Below are 20,206 nucleotides of genomic sequence, written 5' to 3' on the forward strand. Positions count from 1 at the left end.
CGAAAATCACGTTACACTCGCCGCATGAGCGGGGCTGGACTTCACGCCATTTTCGACGTTGCAGCATGGTGCGCAGCCGCCATCGCGATGTGGTGGCTATCGCGGGTGCGCGGGCTGCAATTCCCGCGGCAATCCTTCGAGCTGACGTACATCGCCGCGCTGGTGTTCGGCGCCGGCATTGGCGCCTACATCTTCGGCACGCTGAACCTGTGGTTCTCGGGCATGTCCGGCATCGCCCGCTCGGTCGAGGGCGCGCTGGCGGGCGGCATCCTCGCGATCGAGCTCTACAAATGGCGGCACGGCATCTCGCTGCGCACCGGGGCGCGGTTCGCGCTGCCGCTTGCGGTCGGCGTCGCGGTCGGCCGGCTCGGCTGCTATTGCGCGGGGCTCGAGGATTTCACCTATGGCACGCCGACCGCGCTGCCCTGGGGCCACGATTTCGGCGACGGCATCCGGCGCCATCCGGTGCAGCTCTATGAGAGCCTGGCGATGACGGCGTTCGCGATCTTCTATGTCTGGGCCGTATTGAACCGCAACGCCACTGTCATCACCAATGGATTCTACCTCGTGCTGTTCTACTACGGCCTGCAGCGCTTCGTGTGGGAGTTCATCAAGCCCTATGGCGCGCTGATCGGCCCGTTCTCGCTGTTCCACCTGCTGTCGCTGTTTGTCATGGTCTATGCCGCCGTCATGCTGACGACGGCGCCGAATGTGAGGGTGAAGCATGAACGCGCCGCTGCGTAAGTCCCGCCCCTACATCTTCTGGGGCCAGACCCAATCATTGTGCGAGACCTGCCTGGCCCTGGTTCCGACCAAGATCCAGATCTCAGGCAACGAGGTCTGGTACGAGAAGCGCTGCAAGCAGCACGGCGTGCAATCGACCCTGGTCTCGACCGATGCGGCCTATTGGCGGCTGTGCAAGGATTTCATCAAGCCCGGCGACCGGCCGCTCGCCTTCCAGCGCCACACCGAATTCGGCTGTCCCTATGATTGCGGGCTGTGCCCGGACCACGAGCAGCACTCCTGCCTGGCGCTGATCGAGATCACCGAGCACTGCAACCTGACCTGCCCGGTGTGCTTTGCCGATTCCTCGCCGGCGCGTACCAGCTTCACGCCGCTGGCCAAGATCGAGACAATGCTCGACGCGCTGGTGGCGAGCGAGGGCGAGCCCGACCTCGTGCAGATCTCCGGCGGCGAGCCGACGCTGCATCCGGATTTCTTCGCCATTCTGGATGCGGTGCGGGCCCGCCCGATCCGTCACGTCATGATCAACACCAACGGCCTCAGGATCGCGCGCGAGCCGGACTTCGTGGCGAAGCTTGCCGAAAACAAGCGCGGGCTGGAAGTCTATCTGCAGTTCGATTCGCTCAAGCGCGAGGCGCTGATCAATCTGCGCGGCGCGGACCTGCGCAGGATCCGCCAGCAGGCGTTGGAGAATCTCGAGCGCGCGGGCGTCTCGACCACGCTGGTCGCCACCGTCAAGCGCGGCGTCAACGATGCCGAGATCGGCGATATCGTCCGCCACGCGCTGACATGGAAATGCGTGCGCGGCGTCACGCTGCAGCCGGTGCAGGACGCCGGCCGCAACGAGCATTTCAACAAGGACACCGACCGCATCATGCTGTCGGAGATTCGCCAGCGCGTGATCGAGACCGGGGTGTTCGGCGACAAGGACATGATCCCGCTGCCATGCAATCCCGAGAGCATCTCGATCGGCTACGGCCTGCGCAACGGCGAGAAAGTGCTGCCGCTGACCTCGCTGTTTCAGCAGGAGCAGCTCGTCGCCGTGATGCCGAACACGATCAGCCCGGAGAAATATCCGGTGCTGCGCGAGAAGTTCGTCGATTTGTTCTCGCTGTCGTCGGGACCATCAAACACCTCAGAGCGGGTCTGCGAGTTGCTGTGCTGCCTGCCGAGCTTCGAGGTGCCGGAGGGCCTCAGCTACGAGAACGTGTTCCGCGTCACCATCGTGCAGTTTCTCGATCGCTTCAATTTCTGCGTCGGCAACGTCAAGCGGAGCTGCATCCACTTCGTCACCGAGAGCGGTGCGATTATCCCGTTCGACACCTACAACCTGTTCTACCGCGATGGAAAGATCGACGGCATTCGCGCCGCGCTCGCCGGCCAGACCTACCGGGAGACACGGCAGAGCGAGGAGGTGCCGCGATGAGCGACGAGAGCCGGCCCATCAATCCGGACGGATCTCCGCCCTCGCTGCCTCCGCCGCTTCCGCCACGGCGCGGCGGCTGTGCGACCGCGTTCATGGCGCTATTCGGGTTGTTCCTGCTGCTGCCCGGGCTCTGTGCACTCCTGATCGGGGGCAGCACCGTCTTCGATTCGCGCCCCGATCCCTCGCTACTTTCCCTGGCCCTGCTCGGGCTCGCGGTCGGCTTCGCCGGCGTGATGCTGGTCCGCGCCGCGATCAAGGGAAGCTCATGAGCAATCTGGACCAGCCTCCACGAGAACCGAGACTGCCGCCGGGCTGCACGATTTTCATGCTGGTCGTCGGGGTGCTGCTGCTGGTCCCGGGCGCCCTCTGTGTGGTCCTCAATGTCACCCTGGGCGGGTCCGGCAACCCGCTCACCGGGGTCTCGGTGCTGGTGACGCTTGTTGGGCTTGGGCTGGTCGTGTTCGCGCGTGCGCAGAAGCGAGGCTGAATCACACCCGAAAAGCCCATCAAAACCAGCCTCCGGAGCGAAAATCGGCCCTCAAAACGACCAATAAACCATTGTTTTTTGACGTTTTCCGACTATATTGCGCCGCAACGCGCAAGGTGCCCGGTCCTCTGACCGGGCTTCCTTTTTGGGGTGATGCGTCCCCGTCAAATTTCTTGGGTATGAGCGTGATCCGGGCCCCTGAGGGGCCACGCGAGCGAGCGGCCGGCCAAACTGGTCCGGCGAGATCGCGCATCTGACCATTGCACGACCAGAAGAAGAGCCATGAACCTTCGCAACGTCGCCATCATCGCCCACGTCGACCACGGCAAGACCACCCTCGTCGACCGCCTGCTGCAGCAATCCGGCACCTTTCGTGAGAACCAGAAGGTCACCGAACGCGCCATGGACTCCAACGACCTGGAGCGTGAGCGCGGCATCACCATCCTGGCCAAGGCGGCCTCGGTGCAGTGGAAGGACATCCGCGTCAACATCGTCGACACCCCCGGCCACGCCGATTTCGGCGGTGAGGTCGAGCGCATCCTCAACATGGTGGACGGCGCGCTGGTGCTGGTCGACGCCGCCGAGGGTCCGCTGCCGCAGACCAAGTTCGTGGTGTCGAAGGCGCTCAAGATCGGCCTCAAGCCGATCGTAGTGATCAACAAGGTCGACCGTCCCGACGCGCGCCCGACCGAAGTCATCAACGAGGTGTTCGACCTGTTCGCGGCGCTCGACGCCAGCGAGGAGCAACTCGACTTCCCGATCCTGTACGGATCGGCCAAGCAGGGCTGGATGGCGGAGAGCCCGGAGGGCCCGAAGGACCTCGGCATGCAGCCGCTGTTCGACCTGATCGTACGTCATGTCGAGCCGCCGAAGGTCGAGGAAGGTCCGTTCCGCATGATCGGCACCATCCTCGAAGCCAACCCCTATCTCGGCCGCATCATCACCGGCCGCATCTCCTCCGGCTCGATCAAGCCGAACCAGCAGGTCAAGGTGCTGTCCGCCGACGGCAAGCTGATCGAAACCGGCCGCCTGACCAAGATCCTCGCCTTCCGCGGCCTCGAGCGCACCCCGCTGGAAGAGGCCGAGGCCGGCGACATCGTCGCGATCGCGGGCCTCACCAAGGGCACCGTCGCCGACACCTTCTGCGATCCCAGCGTCGAGACGCCGCTGCCGGCGCAGCCGATCGATCCGCCGACGGTGTCGATGTCGTTCATCGTCAACAACTCGCCGCTCGCCGGCACCGAAGGCGACAAGGTGACCTCGCGCATGATCCGCGACCGCCTGATGCGCGAGGCCGAGGGCAACGTCGCGCTGCGCGTCGTCGAGGCCGCCGACAAGGATTCCATGGAAGTCTCCGGCCGCGGCGAATTGCAGCTCGCGATCCTGATCGAGACCATGCGCCGCGAGGGCTTTGAGCTCTCGGTGTCGCGCCCGCGCGTCGTGCTGCAGAAGGACGAGGCCACCGGCGCCTGGCAGGAGCCGATCGAGGAGGTCGTGATCGACGTCGACGAGGAGCATTCCGGCGTCGTCGTGCAGAAGATGAGCGAGCGCAAGGCCGAGATGATCGAGATGCGGCCGTCCGGCGGCAACCGCCTGCGGCTGGTGTTCTACGCGCCGACCCGCGGCCTGATCGGCTACCAGGGCGAACTGCTCACCGATACCCGCGGCACCGCGATCATGAACCGCATCTTCCACGGCTATGCCGCCTACAAGGGCGAGATCCAGGGCCGCCGCAACGGCGTGCTGATCTCCAACGACCAGGGCGAAGCGGTGGCCTATGCGATGTTCAAGCTGGAAGACCGCGGCCCGATGATGATCGAGCCGGGCTGGAAGGTCTACAAAGGCATGATCGTCGGCGAGCACACCCGCGACAACGATCTCGAGATCAACGTGCTGAAGGGCAAGCAGCTCACCAACATCCGCACCACCTCGAAGGACGAAGCGGTGCGCCTGACCCCGCCGATCCGGATGACCTTGGAAAAGGCGCTCGCCTATATCGAGGACGACGAACTCGTCGAGGTGACGCCGAAGTCGATCCGGCTGCGCAAGAAGCATCTCGATCCGAACGACCGCAAGCGCGCCGAAAAGGCCAAGGAAGCGGTGGCGTAAGCCTCATCTGTCGTGCCCCGGCTCGACCGGGGCACCCAGTACGCCGCGGCTGATCGGCTCAGTCTCTGCTGTCTCCGGAATACGGGATCACCCGCATCCGGTTTCGCGGGTGATGACAGTCATGCATGCGGCGGCTTCAGGCCCGGCGGCGGACGTGCTAGAGCCGTGACATGAGTTCCCTCCCTTCCACGGTCAATGTCGCCATCATCGGCGCCGGCGCTGCGGGCCTCGGCGCCGCGCATGCGCTGAAGGGCAGCGGCCTTTCCGCCATCGTGCTGGAAGCCCGCGACCGTCTTGGCGGCCGCGCGCATACGATCAAGGCCGCGCCCGACGTGGTGTTCGACGTCGGCTGTGGCTGGCTGCACTCGGCCGACCAGAACAGCTTTGTCGGCATCGCCCAGCAGCTCGGCTTCGAGCTCAACAAGGACCTCCCGCCGTGGCGCGAACGGGCCTACGGCGAGGCGTTTCCGCTGGCCGACCGCGATGACTTCACGCTGGCCCTCGACGATTTCTACGATCGAATCGAGCGGGCCGCTCAGCAAGGCAAGGACTCCCCGGCCAATCTGTACCTCGAGCCCGGCAATCGCTGGAACCCGATGATCGATGCGATCTCGACCTATGTGAATGGCTGCGAGCTCGACCAGGTCTCGATCCTCGACGTCGACGCCTATGAGGATACCAACATCAACTGGCGGGTGCGGCGCGGCTATGGCGCGCTGATCGCGGCCTATGGCGCGCAGGTTCCAGTCGCGCTGAACTGCGAGGTCAGGCTGATCGATCACGCAGGCCCGCGCCTGCGCATCGAGACATCGCGCGGCGTGCTGGAGGCGGACAAGGTGATCATCACCGTGCCGACCAATCTGATCGCCATTGAGGCGATCCGCTTTGTCCCTGCGCTGCCCGACAAGCTCGACGCCGCACGCGGCCTGCCGCTCGGCCTTGCTGACAAGGTGACGCTGGCGCTCGCCGAGCCCGAGGCGCTGCCAAGGGAAGGCAATCTGCGCGGCGCCACCATGCGCACCGAGATGGGCACCTATCACATCCGCCCGTTCGGCCAGCCCTGCATCGAGGGCTTTTTCGGCGGCCGTTTTGCGCAACAGCTCGAAGATGCCGGCGACGGCGCCATCGCCGCCCACAGCATCGACGAGATCGTCTCCTTCCTCGGCAATGATTTCCGCCGCAAGCTGACGCCGCTCAGCGAATCCCGCTGGGCCCACGACCCGTTCGCCCGCGGCTCCTACTCGCACGCGCTGCCCGGCCACGCCGACAAGCGCGCCGTGCTGGCCGCACCGGTCGACGGCCGGCTGTTCTTCGCCGGCGAGGCGACGTCACCGCATTTCTTCTCGACGGCGCATGGAGCAAGGGACTCGGGGGAGCGGGCGGCGAAGGAAGTGGTGTCGGAGGCGGCGCGCAAGTAGCCGCATCGTCATCGCGAGCGAAGCGACGAAGCAATCCATCGCGCAGCATAACCGAAGCATGGATTGCTTCGTCGCTTCGCTCCTCGCAATGACGGCGCGGATTACTCCAGCACCCTCACCCGCATGTCGGCATCCGGCACGAAGCACGTCTCGTACCTCCCGAAGATCCTGTAGCGGGTGCGTGCGATGAGGCTGTAGACCGCATCGCGCAGCGGTTTTGGCACGCCGAACAGCACGCGGGTCCAGCCCCAGCCGGGGAGATGACTCAGCACCGTCAGGGCCGCGTCCGACTTCATCCAGGCGATGCCGCCGTGGACCACGCCGTTGGTGTCGGGGTCATCGGGGTCGATGCCGAAGGTCCTTGCCAGCCGGGTGCCGTAACCGGACTGGATCGGCGTGAAGCGGAAGCGGCGCGTCGTGTCGCGCGCGACGACGAAGCGGACCCAGCGCGAGCAGAAGATGCAGACGCCGTCATAGAGGATCACGTCGTCGTCAGGCCACTTGCTCATCGGTTGTCCAATATCAGCAGCGCGACCAGCATCAACACTATCGCAGGCCCCGTCTTCACCAGCGCGCCGAGCGGCTCGATCCAGAGATCTGGCGTCAGGATCGCAGATCCCGCCATGTAGCCGAGCGAGGCAATGATGCCCGCAACCAGACCGAACGCCGCGGTGCGGCGGAAGGCGATCAGCACACCGATGCTCATGTCCATCAGGCTGGTCAGCACCGTCACCGGCCCGACCAGGGCAGGCGGGAAATGGTGCGCGCTCAGCATGCCGGCGGCGGCGTCATAGGAGATGACCAGCGCGATGAAGCCGGACGCAACCCAGAACAGCACGAGGCTTGCGAAGATCAGCGCCTTGATCAGGAACAGCCGCGCGAACCATTTGTCCTGAATGGTCGCCGGGCGGCCGCCGACGGCTTGCGCGATCGTCTTCGGCACGATGCCGGTCGCGTCGATCCAGGCCGCGGGATCGCCGGTGACGCCGCGGCGCAGTTCGGCAATCGCATTGGAACGCAGCGGCGGCATCCACCCCAAGCGGCTCGTGAGATCGCCGAGACGGGCGCCGAGATCGATCAGGAACGGCGGCGTCGGAAGTCGAAAATGTTTCGCCGTGCCGAACGACCAACGGAACCGGGCGATGACGCCGCCGAGCGAGATCGGCTGTGGCTGCATCAGATCCCATGTCACCGATCGCACCGCTTCATCAGTGACATCGCGCGCCGCAAGCCAGGCGATGGTGGCGGCGATATCCTCGACCGCGACCGGCTGAAACGGCGTCGCCGCCTCTTCAGCCGGCAGATCGACCGGCAGCGCCGCAAGCGCGCGCAGCATGGCGCTGCCGCCATAGGCCGACGGCGCGATGACAAAACCCGGGCGCAGGATCGCGTAGGCAACGCCGGATGCAGCGATCAGCCGTTCGGCCTCGCGCTTGGTGGTGCTGAAGGCCGTGCGATCCTCTTCGGCGGTGCCGGGAATCGAAATGTGAACGAGACGGATGGCACGGTGGCTGTCCCTAACAGCCTGCAGGAGCCGCGCCACGAAGTCGCGATGCACCGCGCTTGTGTCGCTGCCCGGACCATCCTGCAGCACGCCGAGGCAGTTCACCACGACATCCACCTCGTGCGTGCGGACAAGCTGCGCCAGCGCGGCGGCATCCATCGACATCACGGGAAGTTCGAGGTCGGCCGCGCTCATCTTTTGCGCAGGCGTGAAATGCCGCGCGATTCCGATCACGTGAAAGCCGCGCGCCCGCAGATCGTCGGTGAGGTGGCGTCCGATCAGGCCGGATGCGCCGAGCACGAGGATGTTGTGTGATACATCGTCACTCATGGGAATAGGATCATGCTTCAAAACGGCTTCGCGATCATCAGCCACAGGATGATCATCACCGATCCGAAGCCGGGAATCCCGAACAGGAACCAGCGGCGAAACAGCACAAAGTAGCGCGGCGGCAGCGGCAGACTTTTTTCGGCGGCCGCCTGCGCGAGGTCGCGCATCTCGATCTGCATGAAGATGACGGGAACCCAGAACACGCCGGCCAGGGCGTAGAGCGCCAGCGAAACCAGCAGCCAGCGCTCGGTCAGGCTTGTCGCCGACAGCATCATCAATAGTCCGCCACTCACCGGCTGCAGCAGCACGGCGCTCAGCGTGAAGATCATGTCCGCGATCACGACGGTCGCCGCCGTGCGCGCGATGAAAGCCGCATCGTGCGTGCGATGCGCCGCCAGCATGAAGAAGGCGATCCCGGTCCCGGTGCCGAGGATCACGATGGCGCCGAGCACATGCAGATATTTGATCAGGAAGTAGAGCGTCATTGCAGTCCGCTCGTGATCGGGCCGGTCGCGGTGCGCGCAAATACCGCCGCTGCCATAGGTCGGACGCGCGCGAAATTCCACTGCGGCGGCGCGCTCGACGCACCCCCGTCGCAATTGGATTCATTCGCAAATTCCGACACCGAATCAGCTCCGAACGGCGTTTTCCCGAATTGCGACATTGCCATAGAGAACTCGCGATCGACGCTTTGCACAGGCTAGGATCGGCGATTGGTCGCGCAAGCCGGGCGAGTGTCCTTTTTCGGTACAAGTTTTCATGACACTGATGCAAAAAATCCACAGGTTAACTGATAATTAACGATGGACCTTGAAGGCGGCCCTCCGACTTGCTTTGATTACGTCCATGAGCACAACGCTAATCGAGGTCCGGCCGGCCAAAGCTGCAGACGCAGCCTCGGTGGCGTCTACCCATGACGAAGCCTGGCGCTCGGCGTATCAGGGAATCATCCCCGGCGCCGAACTCGAAAAGCTGATCAATCGACGTGGCCCGCAGTGGTGGGACAGCGCCATCCGCAAGGGCAGCCGCGTCAGCGTGCTGGTGTTCGGCGACCGGATCGCGGGCTACGCCAATTACGGCCGCAACCGTGCCCGCAGCCTGCACTTCGAAGGCGAGATCTACGAGCTCTATCTGCGGCCGGAATTCCAGGGCCTCGGCTTCGGCCGGCGCCTGTTCGCCGCAGCTCGCCGCGACCTGCTGCAGAGCGGCCTGAAGACCATGGTGATCTGGGCGCTCTCCGACAACGAGCCGGCGACCGAGTTCTACCGCGCGCTGGGCGGCCGCATGGTGGCGCGCTCCTCGGAGCGGTTCGGGCCGAAGTCGCTCGACAAGGTCGCTTTCGCCTGGGCCAACTGAAAATCCCGCTTCTCTCGCAGCTGCAGCAAGGCTAAACAGCCTGAGCGTTTGCGCGCGACGGCCAGCCCGGCCCCAAGGCCGGGCCTGGTGCTGTTTTGCGGCCTGGCGGCGCCAACCAAAAAATCACATCGTTCTCAACTTCCAAAAGGCCACGCGGAGCAATCCATGCGTATCGACGCCATATCGATCGGAAAAAACCCGCCCCACGACGTCAACGTCATCATCGAGGTTGCCGTCGGCGGCGAGCCCATCAAGTACGAGATGGACAAGGAGGCCGGCACGCTGGTGGTGGACCGCTTCCTCTACACGCCGATGCGCTATCCCGGAAATTACGGCTTCATCCCGCATACGCTGTCGGGCGACGGCGATCCCTGCGACGTGCTGATCGTCAACACCCGCGCGATCGTGCCGGGCGCCGTGATGAGCGTCCGCGTGGTCGGCGTGCTCTTGATGGAGGACGAGGCCGGCGGTGACGAGAAGATCATCGCGGTGCCGTCGTCGAAGCTGACCCAGCGCTACGACAAGGTGCACAACTACAGCGACCTGCCCGACATCACGCTGCAGCAGATCCAGCACTTCTTCGAGCACTACAAGGATCTCGAGAAGGGCAAGTGGGTGAAGGTGCTGCGCTGGGGCGACGCCGAGGAAGCCCGCAAGCTGATCCTCGAAGGCATCGAGCGCGCGAAGAAGAAGTAGAAGGACCGAGGTCCGTCTGACTCCCCCGTCGTTGCGAGGAGCGTAGCAACGAAGCAATCCATGGTTCCGCGAACGTTGGGCGATGGATTGCTTCGCTTCGCTCGCAATGACGGCCGAGAGATTTCCCCGCTAACTCACACCGCCGGCGCCGGCAGGCCGGCAATCGCACAGGCGGCGCGCAGCGTGTTGACCAACAGGCACGCGACCGTCATCTGCCCGACGCCGCCGGGCACCGGCGTGATCGCGCCTGCGACGCCAAGCGCTTCCTGGAACGCGACGTCGCCGACCAGCTTCGGCTTGCCGCCGTCGACCGGAATGCGGTTGATACCGACATCGATCACGGTCGCGCCCGGCTTCAGCCAGTCGCCACGCACCATCTCCGGACGGCCGACCGCGGCATAGACCAGATCGGCCTGGGCGCAGAGCTTCGGCAGATCGCGCGAGCGCGAATGCGCGATCGTCACCGTCGCATTCTCGTTCAGCAGCAATTGCACCAGCGGACGGCCGACCAGATTGGAGCGGCCGATCACGATCGCATTCATGCCCTCGAGCGAGGCATGCACGCTCTTGGTCAGGATGATGCAGCCGAGCGGCGTGCAGGGCGACAGCGCGGCGAGGCCGCCGGCGAGCCGGCCGGCATTGTTCGGATGCAGGCCGTCGACGTCCTTGGCCGGGTCGATCGCGTTGATGATGGTTTCGGTGTGCAGCGTTTTCGGCAGCGGCAGCTGCACCAGGATGCCATGCACCTTCGGATCGCGGTTGAGCTGTGCGATCAGCGCCAGCAGATCGGCCTGCGACACGTCCTCCGGCAGCTTGTGCTCAAACGAGGCCATGCCGGCGGCCTGGGTCTGGGTGTGCTTGCTGCGAACATAGACCTCGCTGGCCGGATCATGGCCGACCAGCACGACCGCGAGCCCCGGCGTGAGCGCATGGTCGCGCTTGACGCGGGCGACCTCGTCGGCGACGCGGGCTCTGAGCTCGGCGGCGATGGCTTTTCCGTCGATGATGCGGGCAGTCATGTCAGTCCTTCGTTTCCTGGTTCGGCTTGGCCGCCGTCAACTTCCGCAATGTTTCGCCGAGCCCCTTCGGGTCGCCGTCGACCGCCACCTGCTTCAGCCGCGACGTGGCGCCGGACAACAGCTTCACCCTGGCCTTGGGTACGCCGAGCGCCTTGGCCAGCAGTTCGGTCACCGCGCGGTTGGCCTCGCCGCCCTCGGCGATGGCGCGGCCCCGCACTTTCACCACCGAACGGCCGTTGGCCAGCGTCTCGATCCCGTCGATGTCGTCGCGGCCGCCGCGCGGGGTCACGCGCAACGCGATGCTGATGCCCTCGCTGGAGTAACGCCAGGGATCCATCGGCCCTCGCGCAGGATCAGATCACGTTGGGATAGATGTAATAGGCGATCACCCGCTGGATGAACATGATGATCAGGATCACGATGATCGGCGAGATATCGAGCCCGCCCAGATTCGGCATCACGTTGCGAATCGGCCGCAGCACCGGCTCGGTGATCCGGTACAGGAACTCGGCCACCGCGGAGACGAACTGGTTGCGCGTGTTGACGACGTTGAAAGCCACCAGCCAGGACAGGATGGCGGAGGCGATCAAGAGCCAGACATAGAGGTCGAGGACGATGATGACGATGTCGAGAACAGCGCGCATATGATGGGGGCTCGCGGGTGGGACGACCAAATGAAGCGCAACGAGACCGGACTGGGCCAACAGCGCGCTTCTTGTTGAGCAGGATCTTTTCGGAAAACCGCGACGCACTTGTTGCTGGCGCGGCCCGCCGGGTCCGGATCATGCTCTAAATATCGGTTCATCCCCCCGCAAACAAGGGAAGTTCCCGGCGGGAAAGGCTGAAAACCGTCGTTTCAGCGTTCTTGACTTGGCCTTGGGCGGGACTGTAAATGGCGCCCGACTGACGGCCGGGATACTCAGCAACACCCGGCCGCAATGGGGCCATAGCTCAGCTGGGAGAGCGCGTCGTTCGCAATGACGAGGTCGGCGGTTCGATCCCGCCTGGCTCCACCACGCTTCGCCCTTCGGGCGACGCGTGGCGCAGCCGCGCGAAGCCCGAAGGGCGAAGCGTGGTGTCCGGCGAAGCCCAAAGGGCGGAGACGGACCGGTTCACCACCAGGCTCCCTCCCCCTCACGTACCCGTAAACCTCGGCGGCCGCTTCTCAACAAAACTCGCCACGCCTTCCTTGAAATCATTGCTCTTCAGCGCGATCTGCATCTCGCGGTTGGCATCGATGGTGGCCTCTGCCAGCGTCTGGAACGGCACGTCGTAGACTTGGCGCTTGATCACGGCGATCGCGCTCGGCGAGACGAAATCGGCGAGATCGCGGGCATAGGCATAAGTTTCCTCGCGCAGCTTCTCCGGCGAAGCGAGCCGGTTGACGAGGCCGATGCGCAGCGCCTCCGCAGCCGACACGCGCCGTGCCGACATCAAAAGATCGAGCGCATTGGCGTGACCTATGATGCGCGGCAGCATCCAGCTGATGCCGTGCTCGGCGATCAGGCCGCGCCGTGCGAAGGCTGTGGTGAACACCGCGCTGTCGGCCGCGAAGCGCAGATCGCAATACAGCGCGTGGACCAGGCCGATGCCGGCGGTGGCGCCGTTGAGCATCGCGATCACCGGCTTCTTGATCGCAGGGTAATAGGCGTAGCGGGTCTGCCAGTCGGCGCGCCGGTTCATGTCGAACGGAATGCTCTCGCCGCGCCGGACCTCGTTAGGATCGATCCCCTGCAGCGCTTCCATGTCGGCGCCGGCGCAGAAACCGCGGCCCGCGCCGGTCAGCACGATGACGCGAACATTGTCGTCGTTCGCTGCAGTCTCCATCGCGTGGCGCACGTCGCGCTCCATGATCGCGGTCCACGCATTCATGCGGTCGGGGCGGTTGAGCGTGATGGTCGCGATCCGCTCGCTGACCTCATAGAGGATGTGTTGGTAGCTCACGGCGATCTCCCTGTGCTGTGTTTGTTTTGTTGTCTTGTGTTCGCGCGACTACGCGACGGCGCGCGCAGCCTGTACGAGATTAGCACGGAAGCGAAAATGAAAAGCCGTGTCGTCTGCGGCGCGAAATTCCGCGCGGCGGCTATTCGGCGGCCTGCAGCATCACCGGCCGCGGCACGCGCGCGATCCAGCCGTCGACGAAATGCTTCAGCCACGCGCGCTCGGCGGCATCGTGCACGGCGCGCTCGGCGAAGTGCAGATGGCCCGGCTGCGCGCCCGGCGAATCCATTCGCGCGCAGCCGCGCGTAGTCCAGCGATGCATCATCGCGTAGGTCACGTCGGGATGGAATTGCAGGCCGAAGGCGTTGCCGATCCGGAACGCCTGCACCGGAAAATCATCGCCCGCCGCGAGCAGGTCCGCGCCGGCGGGCAATTGAAAGCCCTCGCCATGCCAGTGATAGACCCGCGCCGGCCAGTCCGGGCACAAAGCGCGGCCCGCCGCCGTCGGCCTGATCGGGTAATAGCCGACCTCGACGCGACCTTGCGGATGCGGCGCGACCTTGGCGCCGAGTTGCCGCGCCAGCATCTGCGCGCCGAGGCAGATGCCGAGGAACGGGCGCTGCTCGCGCAGCGGGACTGAAATCCAGTCAATCTCGCGCCGCACATAATCGTCGGGATCGTTGGCGCTCATCGGGCCGCCGAAGATCACCGCGCCGGCATGCGCGTCGAGCGTATCGGGCAGCGCGTCGCCGAAACGCGGACGGCGGATGTCGAGGGGGTAGCCGAGCGCGCGCAGGGCATTGCCGATCCGGCCGGGTGTCGACGTCTCCTGGTGCAGCACGACCAGCACCGGCCGCAGCGAAGCCTGATCCCGGATTCGATCCTCGGGCGTGACCGCGGCCGGCCTTCGGCTCACGAAGGGCACCACGACACGGCTCTGGTCAGACCGGAACGACATTGCCTCTGCTTGAAGGTTTGGCCTCTGCTTAAAGTTTCGGCACGTAAGGCACGATCATAGCTAAGTGGTCGTTAACATCGTGTGAGTTTGCGCACACCCGTGCGAAGCAATTCGCGGGCCAGATACAGGCTTAACGGCGATCCGGGGGAAGCTAGCGCTTGCGCAGCTGAAAACCGCCGACCGCGGTCAGGATGAAGGAGCGCGGAAACAGCCGGAGCAGAAACGGCACCAGCTTGATGAAGGCGCCGGGCAGCACGGCGCGCTTGTTGGCCATCAGGCCGCGGTAGGCCTGCCGGGCGACCTCGGCCGGCGCGACGTTGAGGATGGCGGAATCGAAGCCGGGGGCAAAGCCGGCGCGGTCCTGGAATTCGGACGGCACGGGACCCGGGCAAACCACGGTGACGCGCACGCCCTTCGGCGCCAGCTCACACCGCAGCGCCTCGGAAAACGACAGCACATAGGCCTTGCTGGCATAGTACACGGCCATGCCGGGGCCCGGCAGGAATCCGGCGATCGAGCCGAGATTGAGGATGCCGCCGCGGTTGCGGATCAGCTGGTCGGCAAAGCGCAACGTCAGGTCGGTCAGCGCGCGGATATTGAGATTGATGATGTCGAGCTGTTCGACGCGGTCGCGCTCCACAGCGAGGCCGAACAGGCCGAAACCGGCATTATTGACGAGATATTCGACCTCGACCCCGGCTTCGGTCAGGGCCTGCGCGATCCGGTCGCCCGCATCGGCCTGCTGCAGATCGCAGGGGATCACGATCGGCGCCGCGCCACCCTTGGCGCCGAGCTCGTCGGCGAGCGTTGTCAGGCGATCGGCGCGCCGCGCCACCAGCGCCACGCGGTGACCATTCGATGCAAACACGCGCGCCAGTTCGGTGCCTATGCCCGCCGATGCCCCGGTTATCAGCGTCACACGCTCAGTCACGTTTCAGACTCTTACTGCAAATTCTAGTGAAGTCCCCAACGGGGCGACGAGAGCATAGGCATGCGGTGTGACGCAAGCCGCGTATGGGCTTGTGGATAGCGGCAGAACGCTGGTTTCGCGACGAAACGACCAATTTTCAGTCGGATCGCTCACAATCGCGGCTGACATTAAAATTTCGTTATCCGCCATGCCGGTAGGGGGCGTCCGCCTGTCAGGCAGCCGTGTCAGCCGTGCCCCAGGGGCCCTTTGGCAGCTCCGCCTGCTTCTCGGCGACCCGGTGCTTGAGATCGATGCGGTCGCGTGAGGAAATGCCGAGCAGATCGGCAGCGCGCCAGACCACATTGTCCTCGAACTCGCTGACCTGGCCGTCGGCATAGACCAGCTCCCACATCATCTCGACGATGCGCAGCCGTCCCTCCTCATTCACCGAGCGCATGATCACGCTGGTAAAGTGATAGAGATCCACCGCCTCGCCCTCGACGCGCATCGCGGAGGCAATCAACCTGTCGGCGGTGCCGGGATCGAGGCCGAAACGGCTCTCGATCAGGCTGTGCAGCTTGAGCTTTTCGGCCGGCGTCGGCTCGCCATCGAGCGACACGACATGCACCAGGAGCGCAGTCGCCGCCAGACGATAATCGCTGTCGTCGAAGCTGCGGTCGGCCTGTGCATCGGGGGAGACGATATCGGCAATGAATTGGCGGAGTCCGTCGAGCATCGCTCTCTCTGTGGGATGAAGCCTGGAAGCTTGATTTGAGCATCGGTCCGGGACACTTCCGGATCATGCGCCGTTGAAATCTATATGGCGTGGAAACAGAGCCGACGCAATCCGCGCGGGTTCCCGCTGCGGCATTACGTTTCAGCAAGCATTACGTGTCGGCAATATGACTACGGTATCTCGTACACCACGAGCTTGTCGGCAATGCCGCGCAGCGCCGCTTCCTTCTGGATCGGCTTGATCGCGGCGCGATCGAGGATGCCGGCGACCTCTGCGGATTCCATGACCGGCTGGGTCAAATGGATTTCCTGCGACGTCGACAGGCTCTGCACCCTGGCTGCGATATTCACGGTCTGTCCGAAGTAATCCTGCCGATCGTTGAGCGTCACCGCGAGGCACGGCCCCTCATGGATGCCGATCTTGACGACCAGGTCTTCCTTGCCGCGCTCGGTGTTGAGCTGCTTCATCGCGGCCCGCATGCGCAGGCCCGCCGACAATGCATGCTCGGGCCGGATGAAGGTCGCCATCACGGCATCGCCGATCGTCTTCACGACGGCGCCGTGCTCGGAGGCGATGATCTCAAGCAAAGCGTGGAAATGCGCGCGCACCAGATCGAACGCGGCGAGATCGCCAACCCGCTCATAGAGCGCGGTCGAGCCCTTCAGATCGGTGAACAGGAAGGTCAGCGCGGTGATCTTCAGCCGCTGGTCGACGGTGAGGTTGTCGGCCTTGAACACGTCGCGGAAAGTCTGGTTCGACAGCATCCGCTTCGCGGTGAGGATCGGCTTGCGCTTGCCGAGCAATTTGTGCAGCGGATCGCCCGCGATCCACACCGACGGCAGCACGCGGACGTCGGCGTGATTCTCCAGCGCGAGGCGCAGCGGCCCCGGCCGCATCGTCGAGGTGCCGGTCGGCGCATGCGACTTGTTGAACGCGATCGAGAACTGCTGACGCTCGGTGGTCGGCTCGCCCTCGACGGCAAAAAAGTGCGCCGAATGCGTCACCGGCTCGAACACGATGACGAATTGATTGGGCAGATTGAGCGACAGGATCGCCTTCTCGCCGGGCGGCAGTTCGAGCCCCTCCAGCGTGACCTCGTTGATCAGGGTCGACACCGAGCTCTCGTCGAACTCGATCCCTGAACTCCAGAATATCTGCCGGAAATATTCCCAGATCGGCAGCGTGTTGGGATCGTGCGCGGCGATGTGACGGACCCGCGGGCTGACGGTGAAGGCCACCTCGACCAGCTCGTCGACGGAAGCCTCGTAGCCGGCCGCGCACAGCGCGCAATTGTAGTCGTCATGGCGCAGCGACTTCAGCGTGGTGTGGGCGTCGAGGACGCCGCCGCAGCCCGGACACAGCACGTTCCAGCTCATGTCGAACAGGCCGAGCCGGGAGGCATGCAGGAAGCCGGAGATCACCTTCTCCTGGTCGAGCCCGGTACGGCGCGAGAAATCCAGAACGTTGATGCGATTGAGCTCGCGATCGTGGCCATCGGCGATCAGCTGCTGCATGGCGTCGACGACGGCCGGATCGGCCGTCTGCCTGAGGACTGCGAAGTGGGCTTGCGTATCGCTCATGGTCAGCCCCTAAATGAGCATTGAGACACAGCCGCGCAAGGTCAGCGCGGCTTGATCGTGAACACCGGGGAGCGGTTCGGCTGTGTCGTCACCACGCCGATCGGAAGCACCGGCTCGTTGTCCGCCAGCGCGACGCGGAACGCGCCGATGATCTTCGCAAGCGCGAGCGTCGCCTCGACCAGCGCGAAATGCGCGCCGATGCAGACCCGCGCACCGACACCGAACGGCAGATAGGCGAAGCGATCGGGCGGCGCCTCCGTCATGAAACGCTGCGGCACGAACGCGTTAGGATCGCGCCACAGCTTTTCATGCCGGTGCAGCAGCCATGGCGCGATCAGGATTACGTCATGCTTCCTGACCGGACGGCCCGCAATGGTGTCGGGGCCGGCTGCCGCACGCGCGATCAGGAACGCCGGCGGATAAAGCCGCATGGTTTCGTCGACCACCGCGCGGGTGAATTTCAACCGCTCGATGTCGAGCGCGCCTGACGCCGTCACGCTCCTGACTTCTGCCGCCAACTGTTCCTGGGTCTCGGGATCGAGCGCCAGCAGGTAGAGCGCCCAGAACAGCGCGGTCGCGGTCGTCTCATGGCCGGCCAGGATCATGGTCGCGACCTGGTCACCGAGCTGGGCGTCGGAGAAGGCCTGGCCGGTCTCGGGATCGCGCGCGGCACCCATCAGGTCGAACAGGTCGCGGGCCGGCGCGTTGTCGTCCTTGCCGGCGGCGCGGCGCTCGGCCATCAGCATGCCGATGAACGCGGTCCAGCGCTTGCGGAAGCGGGCACGCCGGAAATCCTGGGGGGTCGGCCAGCTCAACGGCAGCACCAAATCCAGCATGTGCGGCCGCGCCAGCGTGTCGCCATACTCCATCACGAAGTCGCGCAGTGCGGCGCCGTGGCGATCCATGCCGAACGAGAACATGGTGCGGCCGGCGATCTCCAACGTCATGCGCTGCATGACCTCGCGCAGATCGACCGGACCGCCGCTCGCGGCCTTCAGCTTGGCGATGGTCTCGTCGACCGCAGCGATCATGTACGGCACCAGCGTCGTCACCGCGCGCGGCGTGAACGCCGGCGCCAGCGTGCGGCGCTGATGTTTCCAGGCGCGGCCCTCGGCGATCAGCAATCCCTCGCCCAGCATCGGACGCAGCACGCGAAGGCCGGCGGGCGTACGGGTGTAGTTCTCGTAATTGTCGACCAGCACATGGCGGATCGCATCCGGCGTATTGAGGATGAAGCTCGAGTGGTTGAAGAAGCGGCCCTGGACGATGTCGTCCTCATAGGCGCGCCGGCCCCAGGTCTCGATCGGCGAGTTGCGCATCACCCGCATCCGCTGGAACGCGGTCATGTCCTCGGGCGCGCGCGGCGGCGCCGGCGGGACCAGGGGACGCCGCGTGACCGTGATGTCGTAGACTTCGGCTATGCTCATGGTCCTCGCTTCCTGCCTCACGCAACGGCCGATCCGGCCATGCGATCCCGGCGCCATGAAGGCGCGCGGACCCTGCACCAGACCTAATAAGTCAGCTCGGCGACTGCAATCCGATTCTCCGACGCCGGCCAGGCCCGCATCACGATGCGTTCCCCGTTGAAGATCGCGACCACCGGGCGGCCGATATCGGCTGCGGCGAGCCGCAACGTCGTCACCGCATCCGTCGGCACGCCGGATTTGACATCGGCCGGTTCCTTGCCATCGAACAGCACGATATCGCGCGGTAGCCCGAAATAGCCGCGCGGCCGCGACATCAGCACGATGGCGCCGGCACCGGCATCGGCCGGCAACAGCGGCCGCGCCGCGCGCAGATGCACGACCTCGGAGGAGCGCGGAAACGGCGCGCGATAGATATGCGTCGTCACCGCATCCGGCGAGGTCAACACGAATTCGAGCGGCCAGGATGGATCGACCTGCGCCGGCCCCCAGCGGCCGTCGGCACCGGTCTGCGAGCTGTGCAGCGGACCACCGAGGCGCTCGCCGGTTTCCGCCGACACGCGATAGATGTCGACCGTGGCGCCCGGCACCGGCCGGTTGGTCGGCACGCCGCCCGGCGTGCCGGTGACGAGGCCGCTCAGCCGCACCGTCGTCTCCGGCACGATCTCGATCCGCGACGGCTCGTGCCCTGTGATGAATTTGTAGATCTCGCGAAAGGCGCGCGGATGATACGCGGTCTCGCGATGGTCCACTGCGCCGAGCACGAGATTGGTCGCGCCTTTGAGCGCCGGACCTTCCGCGGTCACATTGGTCGGCGTGCCCGGCTTGCCGATGAAGCGACCGTCGGCCTGCGCGTATTTGTCGAGGCCCTCGCTGCGCAAGGTCAGGAAGGCGGTGCCGGATGTCACCTCGCTGTCGCCGTCGTTCAGCCCGCGCAGGAACGGACCGCGCCCGTTGAACTCGTTGCCGAGCCCGTCGTCCCAGGCATACACACCGTGATTGGGTGTGCCGCACAGTACCGCGTGGCTGACGTCGTCGCCGCTCCCGTTCTTGATGGCGTTGCGGATCGCATTGCCGCCGCGCGAATTTCCGACCAGCGCGATGCGCGCGGCACCCGTCTTCTGCTTCAGTTCCTTGATCGCCTCGGCGAGCTCGCGGCGCTGGTCCTCGGTCGAGGAGCGGCCCGCCTGCTCGACCTTGTCGTCCGTGCGCGCCAGGGGATCGGTGAAATTGATCGCGGCCATGCGCTCGCGCGGCACGCCGTTGGATTCCATCCGCCACAGCGTCGTCAGCCAGAGCGCGGCGTGATCGCCATTGCCGTGTACGAACAGGATCGGCGGGATGTCGCTGGCCGCCGCCGATTGCGCCAACGCCGGGACGCCGAGCCGGCCCGCCAGCAGCGACAGCGCGCCGGCCCCCTGCAACAATCTCCGCCGCGACAGCGCCATCGGTGCCCTTCCCCAAACCTTCCTCAGGTCTTTCAGTGCGTTAGCTGTGTCCTACCGCCGCCCAGGATGGCGTAATCGCTGGACAGGACACGCATTTCGCGGGCATCAGTGATGCAGCCG

The 20,206-nt window shown here is 65.3% G+C and carries 21 protein-coding genes and 1 tRNA gene; 9 read left to right on the forward strand and 13 right to left on the reverse strand.

The features are described from left to right. Positions 1-24 precede the first annotated feature (24 nt). From ACVISU_RS20530 to ACVISU_RS20555, 6 genes are all read left to right on the forward strand, one after another. Positions 25-744 carry a prolipoprotein diacylglyceryl transferase gene (locus ACVISU_RS20530; protein ID WP_456708118.1) on the forward strand — a complete coding sequence of 240 codons (720 nt, stop codon included), beginning with the start codon at positions 25-27 and terminating at the stop codon, positions 742-744. Then, on the forward strand, positions 725-2,170 hold the full coding sequence (locus ACVISU_RS20535; RefSeq protein ID WP_456708119.1) for a radical SAM protein: 1,446 nt from the start codon (positions 725-727) through the stop codon (positions 2,168-2,170). The genes ACVISU_RS20530 and ACVISU_RS20535 overlap by 20 nt, the downstream gene beginning before the upstream one ends. Next, positions 2,167-2,439 carry a hypothetical protein gene (locus ACVISU_RS20540; RefSeq protein WP_456708120.1) on the forward strand — a complete coding sequence of 91 codons (273 nt, stop codon included), beginning with the start codon at positions 2,167-2,169 and terminating at the stop codon, positions 2,437-2,439. The genes ACVISU_RS20535 and ACVISU_RS20540 overlap by 4 nt, the downstream gene beginning before the upstream one ends. Further along, complete coding sequence (locus ACVISU_RS20545; RefSeq protein WP_456708121.1) at positions 2,436-2,657, forward strand: hypothetical protein; 222 nt, start codon at positions 2,436-2,438, stop codon at positions 2,655-2,657. The genes ACVISU_RS20540 and ACVISU_RS20545 overlap by 4 nt, the downstream gene beginning before the upstream one ends. Before the next feature lie 282 nt (positions 2,658-2,939). Next, entirely contained in the window at positions 2,940-4,766 is a 1,827-nt protein-coding gene (gene typA, locus ACVISU_RS20550) for a translational GTPase TypA (protein ID WP_050400796.1), read from the forward strand. Positions 4,767-4,936: 170 nt separating this feature from the next. Then, positions 4,937-6,184 (forward strand): flavin monoamine oxidase family protein, encoded by a 1,248-nt coding sequence (locus ACVISU_RS20555; RefSeq protein WP_456708122.1) that lies wholly within the window; start codon positions 4,937-4,939, stop codon positions 6,182-6,184. 101 nt (positions 6,185-6,285) lie between these two features. Here the strand turns inward: ACVISU_RS20555 and ACVISU_RS20560 are convergent, their stop codons facing one another. From ACVISU_RS20560 to ACVISU_RS20570, 3 genes are read right to left on the reverse strand one after another with little or no spacing between them, the layout of a single operon-like run. Continuing rightward, complete coding sequence (locus tag ACVISU_RS20560) at positions 6,286-6,693, reverse strand: thiol-disulfide oxidoreductase DCC family protein (RefSeq protein ID WP_456708123.1); 408 nt, start codon at positions 6,691-6,693, stop codon at positions 6,286-6,288. After that, positions 6,690-8,018, reverse strand: coding sequence for an SDR family oxidoreductase (locus ACVISU_RS20565; protein WP_456708124.1), 1,329 nt, complete (start codon positions 8,016-8,018; stop codon positions 6,690-6,692). The genes ACVISU_RS20560 and ACVISU_RS20565 overlap by 4 nt, the downstream gene beginning before the upstream one ends. 17 nt (positions 8,019-8,035) lie before the next feature. Next, complete coding sequence (locus ACVISU_RS20570; protein WP_456708125.1) at positions 8,036-8,503, reverse strand: DUF2269 family protein; 468 nt, start codon at positions 8,501-8,503, stop codon at positions 8,036-8,038. 361 nt (positions 8,504-8,864) lie between these two features. Between ACVISU_RS20570 and ACVISU_RS20575 the strand changes: the two genes are divergently transcribed. Both ACVISU_RS20575 and ppa read left to right on the forward strand, forming a co-directional pair. Continuing rightward, on the forward strand, positions 8,865-9,374 hold the full coding sequence (locus ACVISU_RS20575) for a GNAT family N-acetyltransferase (protein WP_050400790.1): 510 nt from the start codon (positions 8,865-8,867) through the stop codon (positions 9,372-9,374). A 165-nt stretch (positions 9,375-9,539) separates the two neighbouring features. Continuing rightward, positions 9,540-10,070: an inorganic diphosphatase gene (ppa, locus tag ACVISU_RS20580; protein WP_024583161.1), complete on the forward strand. Its 531-nt coding sequence runs from the start codon at positions 9,540-9,542 to the stop codon at positions 10,068-10,070. Positions 10,071-10,204: 134 nt separating this feature from the next. Here ppa and folD read toward each other — a convergent pair whose 3' ends face one another. The 3 genes from folD to ACVISU_RS20595 are packed head-to-tail and all read right to left on the reverse strand — an operon-like array spanning position 10,205 to position 11,733. Then, positions 10,205-11,089 (reverse strand): bifunctional methylenetetrahydrofolate dehydrogenase/methenyltetrahydrofolate cyclohydrolase FolD, encoded by an 885-nt coding sequence (gene folD, locus ACVISU_RS20585; protein WP_456708126.1) that lies wholly within the window; start codon positions 11,087-11,089, stop codon positions 10,205-10,207. A 1-nt stretch (position 11,090) separates the two neighbouring features. Further along, positions 11,091-11,426, reverse strand: coding sequence for a DUF167 domain-containing protein (locus ACVISU_RS20590; RefSeq protein WP_456708127.1), 336 nt, complete (start codon positions 11,424-11,426; stop codon positions 11,091-11,093). A gap of 16 nt (positions 11,427-11,442) precedes the next feature. Beyond that, positions 11,443-11,733: a YggT family protein gene (locus tag ACVISU_RS20595; RefSeq protein WP_021078230.1), complete on the reverse strand. Its 291-nt coding sequence runs from the start codon at positions 11,731-11,733 to the stop codon at positions 11,443-11,445. A 296-nt stretch (positions 11,734-12,029) separates the two neighbouring features. Here ACVISU_RS20595 and ACVISU_RS20600 point away from each other — a divergent pair. Beyond that, positions 12,030-12,105, forward strand: a tRNA-Ala gene (locus ACVISU_RS20600). 118 nt (positions 12,106-12,223) lie between these two features. On the opposite strand, the gene ACVISU_RS20605 is transcribed toward ACVISU_RS20600, so the two are convergent. The 7 genes from ACVISU_RS20605 to ACVISU_RS20635 all read right to left on the reverse strand — a co-directional run bounded on the left by ACVISU_RS20605 (position 12,224) and on the right by ACVISU_RS20635 (position 20,086). Then, positions 12,224-13,033 (reverse strand): enoyl-CoA hydratase, encoded by an 810-nt coding sequence (locus ACVISU_RS20605; RefSeq protein ID WP_456708128.1) that lies wholly within the window; start codon positions 13,031-13,033, stop codon positions 12,224-12,226. Between the two features lie 139 nt (positions 13,034-13,172). Beyond that, a complete protein-coding gene (locus tag ACVISU_RS20610; protein ID WP_050400786.1) occupies positions 13,173-13,988 on the reverse strand; it encodes a glutamine amidotransferase in 816 nt (271 codons plus the stop codon). A gap of 151 nt (positions 13,989-14,139) precedes the next feature. Next, on the reverse strand, positions 14,140-14,919 hold the full coding sequence (locus ACVISU_RS20615) for an SDR family NAD(P)-dependent oxidoreductase (RefSeq protein ID WP_456708129.1): 780 nt from the start codon (positions 14,917-14,919) through the stop codon (positions 14,140-14,142). A 211-nt stretch (positions 14,920-15,130) separates the two neighbouring features. Continuing rightward, positions 15,131-15,634 (reverse strand): tellurite resistance TerB family protein, encoded by a 504-nt coding sequence (locus ACVISU_RS20620; protein ID WP_456708130.1) that lies wholly within the window; start codon positions 15,632-15,634, stop codon positions 15,131-15,133. 170 nt (positions 15,635-15,804) lie between these two features. Next, the gene (locus ACVISU_RS20625) at positions 15,805-17,214 is read right to left on the reverse strand and encodes a DUF5939 domain-containing protein (protein ID WP_456708131.1); all 1,410 of its coding nucleotides are present in this window, start codon (positions 17,212-17,214) and stop codon (positions 15,805-15,807) included. 41 nt (positions 17,215-17,255) lie between these two features. After that, complete coding sequence (locus ACVISU_RS20630) at positions 17,256-18,641, reverse strand: cytochrome P450 (protein WP_456708132.1); 1,386 nt, start codon at positions 18,639-18,641, stop codon at positions 17,256-17,258. An 83-nt stretch (positions 18,642-18,724) separates the two neighbouring features. After that, a complete protein-coding gene (locus tag ACVISU_RS20635; RefSeq protein ID WP_456708133.1) occupies positions 18,725-20,086 on the reverse strand; it encodes a hydrolase in 1,362 nt (453 codons plus the stop codon). Between the last annotated feature and the right edge of the window lie 120 nt (positions 20,087-20,206).

The organism is Bradyrhizobium sp. USDA 4452 (assembly GCF_054063575.1).